The organism is Acinetobacter sp. YH12205, assembly GCF_013418125.1.
GTDB lineage: Bacteria > Pseudomonadota > Gammaproteobacteria > Pseudomonadales > Moraxellaceae > Acinetobacter > Acinetobacter towneri.
Map to the genome: position 1 here is coordinate 113,422 of NZ_VPCQ01000001.1, position 18,090 is coordinate 131,511.

12 protein-coding genes are annotated in these 18,090 nt (G+C 42.5%); 8 read left to right on the forward strand and 4 right to left on the reverse strand.

What is annotated here, in order from left to right; translation table 11 throughout:
* Positions 1-119 precede the first annotated feature (119 nt).
* Positions 120-611: an acetolactate synthase small subunit gene (gene ilvN / locus FTU92_RS00515; RefSeq protein ID WP_004974986.1), complete on the reverse strand. Its 492-nt coding sequence runs from the start codon at positions 609-611 to the stop codon at positions 120-122.
* Positions 608-2,335, reverse strand: a complete 1,728-nt coding sequence (locus FTU92_RS00520; protein WP_096902629.1) for an acetolactate synthase 3 large subunit — start codon at positions 2,333-2,335, stop codon at positions 608-610. The genes ilvN and FTU92_RS00520 overlap by 4 nt, the downstream gene beginning before the upstream one ends.
* 730 nt (positions 2,336-3,065) lie before the next feature.
* On the opposite strand from FTU92_RS00520, the gene FTU92_RS00525 reads away from it, so the two are divergent.
* The 4 genes from FTU92_RS00525 (at position 3,066) to holA (ending at position 7,981) form a co-directional block, all read left to right on the forward strand.
* A complete protein-coding gene (locus tag FTU92_RS00525; protein WP_372238842.1) occupies positions 3,066-3,437 on the forward strand; it encodes a DUF4124 domain-containing protein in 372 nt (123 codons plus the stop codon).
* A 130-nt stretch (positions 3,438-3,567) separates the two neighbouring features.
* The gene (gene leuS, locus FTU92_RS00530) at positions 3,568-6,189 is read left to right on the forward strand and encodes a leucine--tRNA ligase (protein ID WP_180095298.1); all 2,622 of its coding nucleotides are present in this window, start codon (positions 3,568-3,570) and stop codon (positions 6,187-6,189) included.
* Between the two features lie 241 nt (positions 6,190-6,430).
* On the forward strand, positions 6,431-6,961 hold the full coding sequence (gene lptE, locus FTU92_RS00535; RefSeq protein ID WP_004974973.1) for an LPS assembly lipoprotein LptE: 531 nt from the start codon (positions 6,431-6,433) through the stop codon (positions 6,959-6,961).
* 21 nt (positions 6,962-6,982) lie between these two features.
* On the forward strand, positions 6,983-7,981 hold the full coding sequence (holA, locus tag FTU92_RS00540; protein ID WP_179988689.1) for a DNA polymerase III subunit delta: 999 nt from the start codon (positions 6,983-6,985) through the stop codon (positions 7,979-7,981).
* Between the two features lie 50 nt (positions 7,982-8,031).
* On the opposite strand, the gene FTU92_RS00545 is transcribed toward holA, so the two are convergent.
* Positions 8,032-8,481 (reverse strand): bacteriohemerythrin, encoded by a 450-nt coding sequence (locus tag FTU92_RS00545; RefSeq protein WP_004974971.1) that lies wholly within the window; start codon positions 8,479-8,481, stop codon positions 8,032-8,034.
* 414 nt (positions 8,482-8,895) lie between these two features.
* Between FTU92_RS00545 and FTU92_RS00550 the strand changes: the two genes are divergently transcribed.
* The 3 genes from FTU92_RS00550 to FTU92_RS00560 are packed head-to-tail and all read left to right on the forward strand — an operon-like array spanning position 8,896 to position 13,664.
* Positions 8,896-10,230, forward strand: a complete 1,335-nt coding sequence (locus tag FTU92_RS00550; protein ID WP_179988690.1) for an efflux RND transporter periplasmic adaptor subunit — start codon at positions 8,896-8,898, stop codon at positions 10,228-10,230.
* Position 10,231: 1 nt separating this feature from the next.
* Complete coding sequence (locus FTU92_RS00555) at positions 10,232-12,205, forward strand: MacB family efflux pump subunit (protein WP_180095301.1); 1,974 nt, start codon at positions 10,232-10,234, stop codon at positions 12,203-12,205.
* 22 nt (positions 12,206-12,227) lie between these two features.
* Positions 12,228-13,664, forward strand: coding sequence for an efflux transporter outer membrane subunit (locus tag FTU92_RS00560; protein WP_004974963.1), 1,437 nt, complete (start codon positions 12,228-12,230; stop codon positions 13,662-13,664).
* Positions 13,665-13,760: 96 nt separating this feature from the next.
* Here the strand turns inward: FTU92_RS00560 and FTU92_RS00565 are convergent, their stop codons facing one another.
* Positions 13,761-15,029, reverse strand: a complete 1,269-nt coding sequence (locus FTU92_RS00565) for a sensor histidine kinase KdpD (RefSeq protein WP_004974961.1) — start codon at positions 15,027-15,029, stop codon at positions 13,761-13,763.
* 815 nt (positions 15,030-15,844) lie between these two features.
* Here FTU92_RS00565 and FTU92_RS00570 point away from each other — a divergent pair.
* Positions 15,845-18,079: an NADP-dependent isocitrate dehydrogenase gene (locus tag FTU92_RS00570; RefSeq protein ID WP_180095305.1), complete on the forward strand. Its 2,235-nt coding sequence runs from the start codon at positions 15,845-15,847 to the stop codon at positions 18,077-18,079.
* The last annotated feature ends 11 nt before the right edge of the window (positions 18,080-18,090 follow it).

An 18,090-nucleotide genomic window follows, 5' to 3' on the forward strand; every position in this document is an offset into this window, starting at 1 on the left:
TCTCCGCTAAAATGCTTAGGATTCCTATCTTACTCAAGTACTTGTCTATTCAGTACTTGAGCAAGCTCTCCATCCTTTGAGATGGAATGAATTCGATGAATAAAATTAACTAAATTCAGTTAAATGGTTAAAACTTTTTCGCCACGTGCAATACCAGATACACCTGAACGTACAACTTCTAAAATCGTATTTTCTGCAATCGCATCAATAAAACCGTCAAGTTTTTCAGTTGTACCCGCAAGCTGCACCGTATAAGTCGTTGGTGTGACATCCACAATTTGACCACGGAAGATGTCTGCAGTACGTTTAATTTCAGCACGTGCAGCACCCGATGCTTTGACTTTAATCAGCATCAATTCGCGTTCAATATGCGGGCCTTCTGACAGGTCGACCACTTTAACCACTTCAACCAATTTATTCAGTTGTTTGGTGATTTGCTCAATTTTATGATCATCACCATAAGTTGTAAGCGTTAAACGTGAAAGTGTTGGGTCTTCGGTTGGCGCAACGTTTAAAGTCTCAATGTTATAACCACGTTGAGAGAATAAACCCACTAAACGAGAAAGCGCACCTGATTCGTTTTCAACGAGAACGGAAATAATGTGTCTCATTCTGTGCGCTCCCCTTTACCTAACCACATATCTTTCATGGATTGACCCGCAATTTGCATCGGATAAACGTGCTCTGTACGGTCAACCATTACGTTAATGAATACGCATTTGTCATTAATCGCCATCGCTTCTGCAAGCTTAGACTCAAGCTCATCGGCATGGTTAATTTGAATACCAACGTGACCATAAGCTTCCATCAATTTAGGGAAGTCAGGCAATGAGTCAACATAAGAACTTGAGTGACGACCTTCATAATTCATATCTTGCCATTGTTTAACCATACCTAAAGCTTGGTTATTCAAGCATAAGATCTTAACGTTTAAACCATATTGCTTACAGGTAGAAAGCTCTTGGATACACATCTGAATCGATGCTTCACCCGTGATACATACAACCTGTTGATCTGGATAAGCCAGTTTAGCCGCCATAGCATACGGTAAACCTACACCCATAGTACCTAGACCACCAGAGTTCAACCATTGACGTGGACGCTTGTACTTATAGTAGTTCGCGCCAAACATTTGGTGCTGACCTACGTCAGAAGTAATGATCGCATCACCATTGGTCACTTTGTCTAAAGCTTCAACTACTTGTTGCGGCTTCATCGTGCCATCGGTTGGTTTGTCATATTTCAAACCATGAACTTTACGCCATTCATTGATCTGATTCCACCATGCAGCAATCGCTTCAGGGTTTGGCTTGGACACATTTAATTGCTTCAATTGAACCAACATTTCCTGAAGTACAGGTTCAACCGCACCTACAATTGGAATGTGTGCCATGATGGTTTTTGAAATTGTCGCAGGGTCAATGTCAATATGAATGACTTTAGCATTTGGACAGAATTTTGCAGGGTTATTGGTTACACGGTCATCAAAACGCGCACCAATACACAAAATCACATCGGCATTGTGCATGGTCATGTTGGCTTCATACGTACCATGCATGCCCAACATACCAATAAATTGTGGATCATTACCCGGGAACGCGCCCAAGCCCATTAATGTATTGGTTACAGGGAAGCCCAAGATGTGTGCAAGTTCAGTCAATTGCTCAGAAGCATTGCCTTGTACAACACCACCGCCTGAATAAATCACAGGACGTTTGGCATTTAATAGCTCATCAATTGCTTTGCGAATTTGACCTGAGTGACCACGATGCGGCGGTTGATACGAACGCATCTTCACTTTTTCTGGGTATTCGTAAGCAAATTTTTCTGCTGGGTTGGTTGCATCCTTAGGAATATCAACCACCACAGGACCAGGACGACCTGAAGATGCAATATAGAATGCCTTCTTAATCACTGAAGGAATTTCGCTTGCATGACGCACTTGGAAACTGTGTTTTACAATCGGACGTGAAATACCCACCATATCGGTTTCTTGGAAGGCATCTTCACCAATTAAGTGTGTTGCAACCTGACCAGACAAAATCACCATTGGGATTGAGTCCATATAAGCCGTTGCAATTGGAGTTACCGTGTTGGTTGCACCAGGACCTGAAGTCACCAGCACCACACCAGTTTTACCTGTTACGCGCGAGTAGGCATCTGCCATATGACCAGCAGCTTGCTCATGGCGCACAAGGTAATGATTAATTTTGTCTTGTTGAAAGAACGCATCGTAAATATGAAGTACTGCGCCGCCTGGGTATCCAAAAACATGCTCAACGCCTTCGTCCGCCAATGCGCGAACGAGCATTTCACCACCAGATAAAAGTTCCAACGTGATTCACCCTAGTCTTGTCACTGCAAAATGGGAGACACCTGCAGTGTTTTGTTCATTAATTCCTGCACTGTTATAGCACACATATTTCATAGTTTTCATGGCAATAGGAAAAATTTCTGATCTGATTACCGTATAAGCAATATGAGATCTAAAACGTGTTGGGGTAAACACATTTTATAAGCTTTGTTCAGCTTCTCGGCTAGAGAAGTTGCCCATTGCATGACATGACACTTATTCGAAGGGTGATCGATCTAAGGCACATAAAACTAAAGTGTGCATTTTTGTAGTTTACCCGACTAAAGTCAAGTTTAAAAATCGGCTTTTTCTGCTTTATTTATAAACTGGGTATTTTTTACGCTTTGTGTCATCCATCACAATTTAATCCCAAGTCCAATATTTCCATATAAAACAAATAATTTCAGAGATTTGCTGAATTTTTTATAATTTTTTCATATCACATACATAAAAATAAAGAATGAATTAAAAAATATATAAATCGCTTGGTTATGATTCACCAACGCATTTCAGCTTATTTTAACTTGCAAATAGACAAGTCAATGCTCCAATTTTAAATAGGCGATATTGCAGATAAAAATCATCAAAAAATTGTCAATAAATCCTAGCTTCACGGGGAATTATTGCTAAAATTTAGCCAACATGATTTTTTGTAATTGGTTTTTCTGCCATTTACCTTTTTTGCTCAGGACTTCCAAACATGAAAACGCCAATGATCCGCTTGAGTTGTCTTTCTGCAAGCTTGATTCTAATTTTTGCCACTAGCTCAGTTTCTGCAAAACAATATTACAAGTGGGTCGATGCAAATGGATCAACCCATTACACCACGACACCACCACCAAAAACAGCCAAGAAAAAAGGTAAAGTCGATACCTACGGCTGGAAAAATTCAGCACCTACTGTTGCCATTCCTGCAAATTCTACTGCGAACCCTGAGCCTACTGCTGCAAATGCAACAAACCAACAAGCGACACCAACCACAAATCATCCTGCAGGAAATCCAGCCATGGATCAGCAACAACGTGAAGCCAATGCAGCTTTAAATCAGGCACAACAAGAACGTGCCAACCCACAAGTTTTTTAAGTTTTAAGCCATAAAGTACGACTCGCTTAAATTTTCCTGCACAATCCAACGCGCAAAATTCAATTTAGCTGCATTTTGCGCTATGCTGTGTGACACACTTTTTTTAACCGTTTATTCCTGATTTAACCTTATGACTACTCACATTGACCCTGAATATCAAGCCAGTGCGATTGAACCCCAAGTCCAAAGCGACTGGGAATCTCGTAAAGCCTTTAAAGTTGCCGACACAGTCGAAGGTCCACATCGTTATATCCTCTCGATGTTCCCTTACCCAAGCGGCAAACTGCACATGGGTCACGTGCGTAACTACACCATTGGTGATGTAATTAGCCGTTTTCACCGTTTAAAAGGTGAAACAGTCTTACAACCTATGGGTTGGGATGCTTTTGGTTTACCTGCAGAAAACGCAGCGATTGCGCATCAGGTTGCCCCAGCTAAATGGACTTTTGAAAATATCGCCTACATGCGCGACCAATTGAAAAAACTAGGTTTGGCAATAGATTGGGATCGTGAATTTGCCACTTGTACTCCAGAGTATTACCACTGGGAACAATGGTTATTCGTGCAACTGTATAAAAAAGGGTTAATTTATCGCAAACTCTCGACAGTCAACTGGGACCCTGTCGATCAAACAGTTTTGGCCAATGAACAGGTCGAAAATGGCCGTGGTTGGCGTTCAGGTGCATTGGTAGAAAAACGCGATATTCCAATGTACTACTTCCGCATTACCGATTATGCCCAAGAATTATTAGACGATTTAGAAACTTTAAAAGATGGCTGGCCACAGCAAGTCTTGACCATGCAACGCAACTGGATTGGGCGTTCGCAAGGGATGGAAATCACATTCCCATCGGCAAATCCTGAAATTTATGCAGATGATCTGACTGTATTTACAACGCGTGCTGACACGTTAATGGGTGCAACTTATGTGGCTGTTGCTGCAGAACATCCTATGGCGTTAAAAGCAGCAGAAAACAATGCACAATTAAAAGCCTTTATTGAAGAATGCCGCATGGGTTCTGTGGCAGAAGCTGACCTTGCCACTGCCGAGAAAAAAGGCATGGCGACTGGCTTATTTGTGAAGCATCCAGTAACAGGTAAAGAATTACCTGTGTGGATTGCCAACTATGTGTTGATGTCTTACGGTTCTGGCGCGGTGATGGCTGTACCTTCACACGATGAGCGCGATTTTGAGTTTGCCAACAAATTCCAATTGCCAATTATTCAGGTGATTGATGCCAAAGGTGCAGACGATGCGGACTTTGACACAACCCAATGGCAAGAATGGTACGGTTCTAAAGAAGGTAAACTGGTCAATTCAGGCGAATTTGATGGTTTAGATTTCCAAGCGGCTTTTGATGCGCTTTTAGCGAAATTAGAGCCACAAGGCTTAGCCAATGTAAAAGTACAATTCCGCTTACGTGACTGGGGTGTTTCACGCCAACGTTACTGGGGTTGTCCAATTCCAATGATCAACTGTGAAAAATGTGGACAAGTTCCAGTTCCAGAAGATCAGCTTCCTGTCATTTTACCTACTGATGTTGTGCCAGATGGCTCAGGCAACCCGTTAAATAAAATGCCTGAATTCTATCAAACCACTTGCCCTTGCTGTGGTGGCGAAGCACGTCGTGAAACTGATACCTTAGATACTTTTGTAGAATCATCTTGGTATTACGCACGTTATGCATCTCCAGATTTTACGGGCGGTATGGTCAAGCCCGAAGCTGCACAAACTTGGTTACCAGTTAATCAATATATTGGTGGTGTAGAACACGCCATCTTGCACTTGTTGTACGCACGTTTCTTCCACAAACTTATGCGTGATGAAGGCGTGGTACAAGGCAATGAACCATTTACCAACTTACTGACCCAAGGTATGGTCTTGGCTGACACCTTCTATCGCGAAGCAGAAAGCGGCAAGAAAACTTGGTTCAACCCTGCCGATATTGAGCTTGAAAAAGACGAAAAAGGTCGTGTTCTTTCTGCAAAATACATGGGCGATGGTCAAGCTGTGATTGTTGGCGGTCAGGAAAAAATGTCGAAATCGAAAAATAACGGTATCGACCCGCAAGCCATTATTGACCAATACGGCGCAGATACTGCACGTGTGTTTATGATGTTCGCTGCACCACCTGATCAGTCTTTAGAATGGTCAGATGCAGGTGTTGAAGGTGCGAACCGCTTCTTAAAACGTGTTTGGCGTTTGGCGGCAGGTTTCCTTGAAAAAGGCAGCAATGCAACTGCAATAGACAGCAGCAAACTTGCTACAGCAGCACAAGACTTACGTCGCAAAACCCATGAAACCATTCAAAAAGTGGGCGATGATATTGAGCGTCGTCATGCGTTCAACACTGCAATTGCAGCATTGATGGAACTCTTGAATGCTTGCAACAAGTTTGAAGCGCAGAACGAACAAGACCTTGCGGTTGAACGTGAAGCAATTGTGACGTTATTGACCTTGCTTGCGCCATTTGCACCACACTTGAGCCAAACCTTGTTGGCAGAGTTCGGAATTGAATTAACCTCCACCCTATTCCCTGTGGTCGATGAGTCTGCATTAACCCGCAATACTCAAACGATTGTGGTGCAGGTAAATGGTAAATTACGTGGCAAGCTTGATGTAGCAGTAGATGCATCTAAAGAAGACATTCTTGCACTTGCCAAAGCCTTACCTGAAGTACAACCATTCTTGACTGGGCCAACCAAGAAAGAAATTGTGGTACCGAATAAGTTAGTGAATTTGGTGGTTTAAGTCCTTACTAACCCTCTCCTTTCAGGAGAGGGCTAGGGAGAGGTAAATATATAACCCCTCATCCTCTTGCGGAATATATTCCTCATCCTGAGCCACATGTGGCGCAAGAGAAGGAACTTTCTGAAGGAATTAAAACAATTTCCAAACAAAGCCCGTTGTCAGTCAATGGGCTTTGCACCTACAATCAAGATCTTCTCAACTTCCGCTTTTAAACTTTCAAGAATATTACAGAGGACAGCACATGCACTTTAGCCAACGTCTAGCAGTCATTGTTTTAACTTGTGGACTCAGTGCTGGCTTAGTCGGCTGTGGTTTTCATCTTAAAGGCACCAATCCAAGCATTGCACCTGTGGCTTATTCAAAAATGAGTCTGGCTTTACCGAGCAATGCTGAAGAATTAGAAGAAAAACTTTCCATTCACATGGGTACAGCGGGCGTACAACTCAGCAATGACCCTAATGCCTATGTACTGCGTGTACTTGACTATACGCCACGTCGCTTGGAATTGAATGGCAAACTGGTAGAAACCTTATTACGTTTGAGTGTGACTTTCCGTATTGAAGATGCGCAAGGCAACCCGATCACCGAACCTCGTACCGTCATGGCAACGCGCAGTTATCAATACGATGTCGCAACTGTGAATACCGATGATCAGGAACAAAAATTCTTAAAAGAAGTCATTATTGATGATGTAGCACAGCAAATTGTGCGTCAAATTTCATCTAATCGTTTACCTTTGGTCAACCCACCTGTGTATTCAAACCCTAAATAAGTTTTCGAGTGCGAATTTTTTATGAAACTTGACTATCTACAAGCCCTCAAACGTGTCGATGAAGCACGTGGCGTATGGATTTTGCATGGTCAAGAACCCTTACTCGAACAAAACTTGCTGGATGCTTTTCGTGCCAGTTGGCAAAAACAGGATATTGAACGTCAGCGTTATGATTTAAATAGCGTTAGTGATTGGAAAAATGTATTCAATGCCTTAAACAGTCTGTCACTGTTTTCGAGTCAATTGGCGGTTGAAGTACACGGCAATATCAAGCCCGATGCCAGCACACTAAAACAACTGAAAAGTTATATTCAGCACAATGAACAAAACTTGCTGTTGGTAGTGATGCCAAAACAGGACAGCAATAGCCTGAAATCCAGTTTTTTTCAGTTGATTGATGCCAATGGGGTCAATGTTGCACTCACGGCGAATTATCCTAAAGATCGGCAGCTGATTTTAGGTTTGGAAGCAGAAAAGCTTGGCATCCAATTGGGACATGATGCGTGGCAATGGTTGGAACAACATCATGAACACAACCTTTTGGCTGCCAAAAATAGCTTAATGCGGGTCAGTGACACCTTTCCTGAAATTCAGCAGATTCAGATTGAACATTTACATGCCTGTTTACAAGATCAATCTCGTTATAGCACTTATGATTTAAACGATGCTTTACTGGCAGGAAATCTGGCGCAAGCCATGAAAATTTTTCAATACCTCATGGCTTCGGGTGAAGCCATGAGTTTAATTTTGTGGAGCATCAGCAAAGAAATGCGCCTGCTGATGCAATTATTTGAACAACCACAAAATGCTTTGCAACTGGGTATTTGGAAAAACAAAGTCAGTGTTTACCAGCAAGCTTTGCGACGTTTAAATCCAAATAGTTTCTTGCAATGGCCCGCCCTATTATTGCGTATTGATGCCGCCATCAAAGGGATGTCCAAGGAAAACCCTGAACATTTGGTGCTACAAGCCATTACAGAACTCTGTGGTAAAACGCTGTTTGCTTCTCACTCGGCTTAATTAAGCAGACTTCATCAAATAATTTTTAAAATCATCTGCTTTTCAGAGGATTAGCTAAAGAAACGTGCAAACCAACTTTTGCCTTTTTTCTGTTCCTGTGAACGCAAATAATGCAGCATATTGTCGCGTACCGCATCGACATAATCCTGATCATCATGCTGAATATGGTTAATCAACCATTTAGACAACAAACGATACAAATCATGTTCTACCGATTCGCCATTGGCAAAACGCTGACGGCAATCATTCAAACGCTTCACAAAGAGTTCGTGAATACCACGATGTGATGGTAAGTATTGATAATTGACCTGTGACAACAAGTTTTCTTCAAAGCTAAAATGCGATTGCGTATAGTCAATCAAGTCATCCAAGACTTCTTTGATTTGCTCCCGCGCACCTGTCGCCCGAATTTTTTCCAGCGCATTAATATAGTCCAGAATTTGTCGATGTTGATTGTCAATCACATCAATTCCGATATTAAATTTCTCACTCCACTCCATGATTTACCCCTCAGATTTTTTGCTTAAAGTCATGTTTTATTGCATCGTCCCGATGCCGTATTATCCTAATGATTAAATCCATAATTATTTTATGGAATTTGATACTAGCTGCTTTTAATTCTTAAATCCATATAGAAAATAAGGTTTTTTAAGCAACTTAGACCATAGTTGTATTTTTCAGCATTTATCATAAAAATTCATAAAATTATCATAGAGATGAAACAAACTACCCCCACCTCGTTAACAGATGCTATTTTCACTTTTTTTATGGATGTAATACCGTACTCAGACTGTATTAAATCTAGCTCAAACCACTAATAAATAATTCTCATTTGCAGTTTCTTCAAAAAATTCACGATTTATCCTTATTTCACTTCTATAATCCTTTTAATTTCTTTTTCTGTTTTTTGACTCATGCCAAAAATAAAATCGACCAAACTTATTGCGGGAATTATCATTGCGCTGATGCTGGCATTTGCCGCTTGGTATTTTTTAAAACCCAAAGAACAACAACCGCAATACATTACTGCCGAAGTGAGCCGTGGAGATATTGAAAGTGCGGTGTTGGCAACAGGCGTACTTGAAGCCACCAAAATGGTCAGTGTTGGTGCGCAAGTTTCAGGTCAAGTCAAAAAAATGTATGTTCAGTTAGGCGATCAAGTCAAACAAGGACAGTTGATTGCCCAAATTGACTCCGTACGACAGGAAAATGAGTTTAAAACAGCGCAGGCCAGTATTAAAAACCAACAGGCACAATTGGCGGTTCGACAAGCCAATCTCGCCAAAGTCGCAGCAGAATATCAGCGTCAACAAGCCATGTATGCGCAAGATGCGACCTCACGTGCCGAACTTGAAACTGCCTTAGCCAACTATAAAACTGCACAAGCAGAAATTGCTGCCATTAATGCTCAAATTGAACAGTCACGCCTAACTTTAGACACGTCTAAAGAAAATTTAGGTTATACCCGTATTCTTGCCCCAATGGATGGCACTGTCGTTGCAATTGTGACCGAAGAAGGTCAAACCGTGAACGCCAATCAAAGTGCGCCCACGATTGTTAAATTAGCCAAACTTGACACCATGACTGTAAAAGCAGAAATTTCTGAAGCGGATGTAATGAAGGTCGAAGAGGGACAAACGGTCTATTTCACCACCTTGGGCAACAGTGAGAAAAAACATTACGCTACTTTACGTCAGGTAGAACCTGCACCCAAATCCATCAATACCGAAAGCAATAACAACACCTCATCATCTTCAAGTTCTGCCGTGTACTACAACGCTTTATTTGACGTACCAAATGAAGACGGCAAGCTACGCATCAATATGACCGCACAAGTGTCCATTGTTTTGGCAGAAGCGCGCAATGTGCTGACCATTCCTGCTGCTGCGGTGCAAGGTGCAAACCGTTCACGCAGTCGTGGCAACAGCAATAATTCTGACAGCAACGCACGTGCTGAGCGCGACAATACCGATGCCAGTTCTGCCAAACGCCCTGCCCGTTTGGAATTGACTGCCAATGAAAAAGCCTTGATTGATCAAGGTAAAGCCTCTTTAGGCATGGTACGTGTACTGCAAGCCGATGGCTCAGCTCGACCTCAATCGGTATTGCTTGGCTTAAATAACCGTGCAACAGTACAAGTCATTCGTGGCTTAAAACTGGGCGATCAAGTCATTATTGCCGATGGCTCCGATACCTCAAACGATGCGGCGAAGCGTGGTGGTCGTGTTGGCCCATCAGTGAGAATGTAAGATGAGTCAGTCACAACCTCTGTTAGAGGTCACCAATCTGACCCGTGAATTCCCTGCGGGTGAATCTACAGTGCAGATTCTCAAAGGCATTGACCTGAAGATCTACCCAGGTGAATTGGTTGCCATTGTAGGTCAGTCGGGTTCGGGGAAATCCACTCTCATGAATATTTTGGGCTGTCTGGATCAACCCACCACGGGCAGCTATAAAGTCAAAGGACGTGAAACCCGACAACTTGAAGCCGATGAACTGGCACAGCTACGTCGTGAATATTTTGGTTTTATTTTCCAGCGCTATCACTTATTGGGTGATTTAAGCGCTGCGGGCAACGTCGAAGTGCCTGCAATTTATGCAGGTGCCGATGTTGAAGAACGACAAGCACGCGCGACTGCGCTGCTCAGTGACTTAGGTCTAGCCGATAAAACCCAAAACCGCCCAAGTCAGCTTTCAGGTGGACAACAACAACGTGTGTCCATTGCACGTGCCTTGATGAATGGTGGCGATGTGATTCTTGCCGATGAACCCACAGGTGCACTCGACAAGAATAGCGGTATTGAAGTGATGCGGATTTTACGTGAGCTAAATGCTAAAGGTCACACCATCATCTTGGTCACACATGACCATAATGTCGCTAAAAATGCCACACGGATTATTGAAATCAGTGATGGTCTTATTATTTCTGATCAGCCCAACACACCTGCCAATCAGGATGATATTGCCCAACAAACCTTGCAACATCCGCCACAAAAAAGAACTTCAGCTTGGCGTTCTGTATTTGATCGTTTAGGTGAAGCGTTCCGCATGGCGATACTGGCCATGAATGCGCATCGCATGCGTACCTTTTTAACCATGCTCGGCATTATTATCGGGATCGCTTCGGTTGTATCTGTTGTGGCACTCGGCAATGGTTCACAGAAACAAATTTTAGAGAACATCAGCAGTTTAGGTACCAACACCATCACCGTATTTCAGGGGCGTGGTTTTGGCGATACCTCGCGCTCATCGCAGCTTAAAACCCTGATTCCTGCCGATGCCGATGCTTTGGCAGAACAGCCTTATGTAGATGGCGTCAGCCCATCGGTCAATAGCAACGTCACAGTACGCTTTAAAGACACCGAGGCTTCTGCCACAATCAATGGTGTGAGTGAAGACTTTTTCTATGTACGCGGCATGAATTTCCAGTCGGGTCAGCCTTTTGACAAACACAGCGTACTGGAACAAGCGCAAGATGTGGTGATTGATCACAATACCAAAAATACTTTCTTTAGTGATGGCAGCAACCCAGTTGGGCAAGTGATTTTATTGGGCAGTGTACCCAGCCGTATTATTGGCGTGGTCGAAGAACAAAAAAGCATGATGGGCAATGCCGACAGCTTAAATGTGTATTTGCCTTACTCTACGGTAATGAGTCGCATGCTCGGTCAAAGCCATGTGCGCAGCATTATTGTACGAGTCAAAGATGAATATCCAAGTGCTGCAGCAGAAAATGCCATTCTGAGTCTATTGGTACAGCGTCATGGTGCGCAGGATGTATTTACTCAAAATGCCGACAGTATTCGCGAAACCATTCAGCAAACTACCGCCACCATGACCCTACTGGTTTCTGCTATTGCAGTGATTTCACTGGTGGTCGGTGGAATTGGTGTAATGAACATCATGTTGGTCTCTGTCACAGAACGTACCCAAGAAATTGGGGTACGCATGGCAGTCGGCGCACGACAAAGCGATATTTTGCAGCAATTTTTAATTGAAGCCATTTTGGTGTGTATTTTAGGCGGTGTACTTGGCGTCTTACTCGCACTCGGAATTGGTCAGTTGATTAACCATGTGGCAGGCGGAACCTTTCAAATGGCGTACTCCACCACCTCGATTGTAGCCGCTTTTGTCTGTTCAAGCCTGATTGGAATTGTGTTCGGTTTTATTCCTGCACGTAATGCTGCCCAACTGAACCCTGTCGATGCGCTATCTAGAGAATAAGGAATTAGAGTAAGGAATGATGATGCGATTTAACCAGAAGTCACGACAATTCAGCCAACTCGTCACTGCGCTTTTTCTTGGCAGCAGCTTAGTGGGTTGTGCAGCCGTAGTCAAAACACCTTATCAGGCACCTGCTGTAAATATTCCTCAACAGTTTGAGCAGCAGCAAAAAAGCCAGCAAGTCCTTGCACAACTAAATACAGACCGTTGGTGGACACTCTTTCACGATGCTGCTTTAAATCAATTGGTTGAACAAGTCTTGGCGCGTAACAGTGACCTCGCGGTTGCAGGACTGAATTTACAACAAGCCAGATTACAAGCAAAACAAAGCCAAAGTCAGCAAGGTGTCCGGATTGGCAATGCAGGTATTTCTACAGGGCATCAATTTAGTTTAGAGGGCAATGGTGATACAGCGCGTGGGATTTCGCTGAATTATCCCGGACTGAGCTATGAATTGGACTTATTCGGTAAACTTGCCAATCAGACTGAAGCTGCACGTTGGGAAGCCTTAGCCACCGAACAAGACTTACAAGCCACCGCACAAAGCCTGATTGCAACCACTGCCAATTTATATTGGCAATTGGGTTATTTAAATGAACGCTATGTTGTCGCACAACAAAACCTTGCCAGTACGCAAAAAACGTATCAATTGGTCAGTGCGCAATATCGCGCGGGTGCAGTTTCAGGATTGGATTTAAACCAAGCCGAACAAGCCCTGCAAAGTCAAAAATCAACCTTGAGCCAAATTGCACAGCAAAAAGTTGAAACACGCACCGCCTTGGCAGTTTTACTGCATCAACCTGTGCAAATGTTGAATATCAATGAACCACAGAGTTTAGCCGCTGTTCGTTTACCGAATATTACTGCTGGCTTACCTGCAGAACTGCTGTCACGTCGTCCCGACTTACGTGCAGCCGAATTACGTTTACGTAAAGCCTTGGCCAATAAAGATGCCAATCGAGCCAGTTATTACCCATCCATCAGTCTTACAGGCACACTCAGTACAGGTGTCGGTACAGGCGCGCATACCTCTTTAAGCGATGCCCTAAAAAACCCAATTGCCACTTTAGGTGCAGGTTTAACCCTGCCATTTTTGCAATGGAATGATATGCAGCGCGATCTAAAAGTGAATGCTTTGGAATATGAAAAAGCCATTGTGCAATATCGACAAACTTTATATAAAGCCTTTGCCGATGTCGAAAATGCACTGTCAGCACGAACCGCGCTGAATCAACAAGTCGCGCTGCAAAGCCGCAATTTAGCACTGGCAGAGAAAACTGAACGCTTAACTGAGGTGCGTTATCGGCATGGTGCGATTGCCTTAAAAAACCTGCTAGATGCACAAGAAACCACCCGCAATGCACGTTTAAGTTTATTGCAGACCAAGCAAAACCAATACAACGCCTATGTGACTTTATTGCAAGCGTTGGGTGGTAGTCCGATTCAAAACATTCAATAATGCAAGAGTTGATCTAAATTGATCACGATAAAAAAAGCCTGTGGATGATTTTAAACATCCACAGGCTTTTGCTTGCTTTGTATATAAACTTTGAAATTAAGTTTTCTCAGATAATAACGCTTCTTTACTTAATACTTGATGGCTACTGGTCGCAATTGGCAAACTGACTTTAAAAGTCGTTCCCACACCTTCTTTCGATTCCACCACAATTTGCCCGTGGTTCAAATCGACAAAACGCTTACACAACACCAAACCTAAACCAATACCCTTTTCACCTGCAGTGCCTTTAAAACTAACAGTAAGTTTAGGCTCGAACAGCGTTTCGAGTTGTTGTGCAGTCATGCCCAAACCCGTATCTTGAATATAAATATCCACACTGGTTTCTGTTTGCTCTGCACGTAAAATGACTTTGCCTGTGCCATCGGTAAAGGTAAATTTCAGCGCATTCGACACCAAATTTTGAATCACCGAGGTAATCATATTGATGTCGGCATAAACTTTAATGCCTTCTTCAACTTGATCAATCAGTTCAATATTTTTCTTGATTGCCAAACTTTTCAACACATCGCAAACAATTTTGGTCGATTGCTTTAACTCAAAATTAATTGGGTGATACACAAAGCGTCCACCCTCTGCCATCGCCCAATTCAATAAACTTTCTAGCAAGTTATAGGTCGATTGTGCTGTGTCGAATAAATAGTCGGCAATATTTTGAATACTAGAATCATCCAAAGTTTCGCGCTCTTGCGCTAAAACTTCCGAAAACCCCAATAAGCCATGAAATGGCGCGCGCAAATCATGCGCAATAATTTGGAAAAATTTAGTTTTACTAAAATTCAATGCAGACTGCTGTTCATACAGTTCTTTTAAGCTTGCATAATCAACTTTTAATTCAATATAACGCACCAAACCTGCAGCAAACTCCGCGACTGTCGGCAAAGCACCTAAACTAAACGCTTCTTCACGATGATCAAATAACAACAACTGCCCAATCGACTCGCCATCGGTTTTGAGTAAATCCAGTGCGATTAGGCGCGCGGCTTCTATCCCCAAACTTGCGATGTGCTGCACAAAATTTGCATATTGAGGATGTTGAGGTTCAATCAGTTGCTGACCTTGAAAGAAAGCGTCTAACCGTGCGTTTGGGTTGGCACGAAAGGCTTTAAAAACTTGATTGGTGGAATACCAGATGTACGGCTCATTTTTAAAAGTCAAAATGGCATGATCTACTTGCAGCATTTGACGGGCAAACTTCAAAAAACCATCAATTTGGTTACTTGGCGTATGTACACCCAATAATAACGAGAGTGTGCAAGCACTGAGTTGCTCCGTTTCAGGACCAATTTCCAGCAACTGTATTTTCATTTTTGCCTCGTTAATTAAAGTGTGCCGCGCCTATGAATTATTTTGTCTACAAAACTCATCCACTGAATTCAGAGTTAACCTACAAACTTTAACACAAAACACAAGCTTTCAAACTAATTTAAAAACTGCGTAACAACTCGGCATTTCTTCTTTACTACTTGATTTTTTCATCTATGGATTAACAAGGGTTTAGCTCACGCTTGATTATGATTTTTGATGGATCAAACGGTGCTACAAACCCGCTAAAAAATACGCTTATTTTTGTAAAATTTGGACCATAAAAATAGATCTAAACTTTTAAAATATAAATCAGGCTTTTTATCTGTAGATTTCCCTCCGTTTTTGAAGAAAATCTCAACTTCTATACAAGAGTTTACATTGCATCACACTGTAAAAAATAGAAGCAACATATTGATAAACATATAAAATAAATAGAATAAATATATCCACCTATCATTTTCATCGGTTATTTATCAAACATTCGACTTAAGTCGAACCCTCAACTGGTTAATTTATAATAAAATATACATATATTTTTGATGTCATATCTTCATCATACGATTTGATTAGTATTTCAACACTAAATACTCAAGGCGATTTTTAGGTTTAAATAGGCTCGTTTTTACATTAAGCCGTGTCTTGATTCGCACAAATGCGACACATCATTTCGTAGCGAAATGGCGTCATCACTGTAATTACGTTGACTGAAATGCATAGAGAGTCGATACTCTCAAGGTTAAATTAGGCAAATCGGTTCGCAGGGGCTGAGTCATCATCTCGCTCCTAAAAAACTCAATCAAAGCAAGGGGCTATATATGGCTGGTGGAAAGTCAAAAATCATTTACACACTGACCGATGAGGCGCCATTGTTGGCGACCTACTCTCTACTGCCGATCATTGAGACCTTTACTAAGCCTGCTGGCATCGAGATTGTCAAGAGTGATATCTCTGTAGCAGCACGCGTACTCTCTGAATTCTCGGAATACCTAAGCGAAGAACAGAAGGTAGCCGACAACCTCGCAGAGCTTGGACGTCTCACGCAAGATCCAGATACCAATATCATCAAACTTCCAAACATCAGTGCTTCAGTTGCTCAGTTAGTTGCATGTATCAAGGAATTACAAGCAAAAGGCTATGCAATTCCTGACTATCCTGAAAATGAAAATACTGCAGAAGATAAAGCTTTACTCGCTCGTTTTGGCAAATGCTTAGGCTCAGCAGTAAACCCTGTATTACGTGAAGGTAACTCTGACCGTCGTGCACCTGCTGCAGTGAAAAACTATGCAAAAAAACACCCTCACTCTATGGGTGAATGGAAGCAATGGTCACAAACTCACGTTTCACACATGGATGAAGGTGACTTCTACCATGGCGAAAAATCAATGACGCTTGACCGCGCACGTAACGTAAAAATGGAACTCATCACTCATTCTGGTGAAACCATTGTATTGAAAGAAAAAGTAGCGTTACTTGATGGCGAAATCATCGATTCTATGTTCATGAGCAAGAAAGCGCTTTGCGACTTCTATGAAAAAGAATTGGATGATTGTAAAGAAGCAGGCATTTTGTTCTCTTTACACGTAAAAGCGACCATGATGAAAGTTTCACACCCGATTGTATTCGGTCACTGTGTGAAAATTTACTATAAAGAAGCGTTTGAAAAACACGGTAAATTGTTTGAAGAACTTGGCATTAACGTCAACAACGGTATGGCAGGTCTTTATGAAAAGATCGAAACCTTACCAACTTCTTTACGTGAAGAAATCATCGAAGATTTACACGCATGCCAAGAACACCGCCCTGCACTTGCAATGGTGGATTCTGCAAAAGGCATCACCAACTTCCACTCTCCAAACGACGTAATTGTAGATGCTTCTATGCCTGCAATGATTCGTGGTGGCGGTAAAATGTGGGGTGCTGACGGTAAACCTTACGACTGTAAAGCAGTAATGCCTGAATCTACTTTCGCGCGTATTTACCAAGAAATGATCAATTTCTGTAAGTGGAATGGTAACTTCGACCCACGTACGATGGGTACTGTGCCAAACGTAGGTTTGATGGCGCAAAAAGCTGAAGAATACGGCTCACACGACAAGACTTTTGAAGTTCCTGCTGCAGGTGTTGCAAACATCACCGACATTGACACGGGTGAAGTGTTGATGACTCAAAACGTAGAAGAAGGCGACATCTGGCGTATGTGTCAGGTGAAAGATGCACCTATTCGCGACTGGGTTAAACTTGCAGTAACACGTGCACGTAACTCTGGTATGCCAGCAATTTTCTGGTTAGACCCGTACCGTCCACACGAAAACGAAGTGATCAAGAAAGTTCAAAAATACTTAAAAGATCACGACACGACTGGTTTAGATATTCAAATCATGTCACAAGTTCGTGCGATGCGTTATACACTTGAGCGTGTTGCGCGTGGTTTAGACACCATTTCTGTAACAGGTAACATCTTACGTGACTACCTCACTGACTTGTTCCCAATTATGGAGCTTGGTACTTCTGCGAAAATGTTATCTATCGTTCCGTTAATGGCGGGTGGTGGTATGTACGAAACTGGTGCGGGTGGTTCTGCGCCTAAACACGTACAACAACTTGTTGAAGAAAACCACTTACGTTGGGATTCATTAGGTGAGTTCCTTGCGCTTGCTGCTTCTTTAGAAGAAATGGGTATTAAAGAAGATAATACTCGTGCGAAATTACTTGCATCAACTCTTGATCAAGCGACCAGCAAATTACTTGATAACGACAAGTCTCCATCACGTCGTACTGGCGAACTGGACAACCGTGGCAGCCACTTCTACTTGGCAAAATTCTGGGCAGAAGCACTTGCTGCTCAAGATGAAGATGCTGAGTTGAAAGCGAAGTTTGCACCACTTGCACAAGCTTTAGCTGCAAACGAAGACAAAATTGTTGCTGAACTTGCGGAAGTACAAGGTAAATCGGTTGATATCGGTGGTTACTACGCAGTAGATCAAGCTAAAGTGAATGCAGTAATGCGTCCAAGCGCAACATTCAATGCTGCACTTGATGCAGCTCAATAAGATGATGCAAA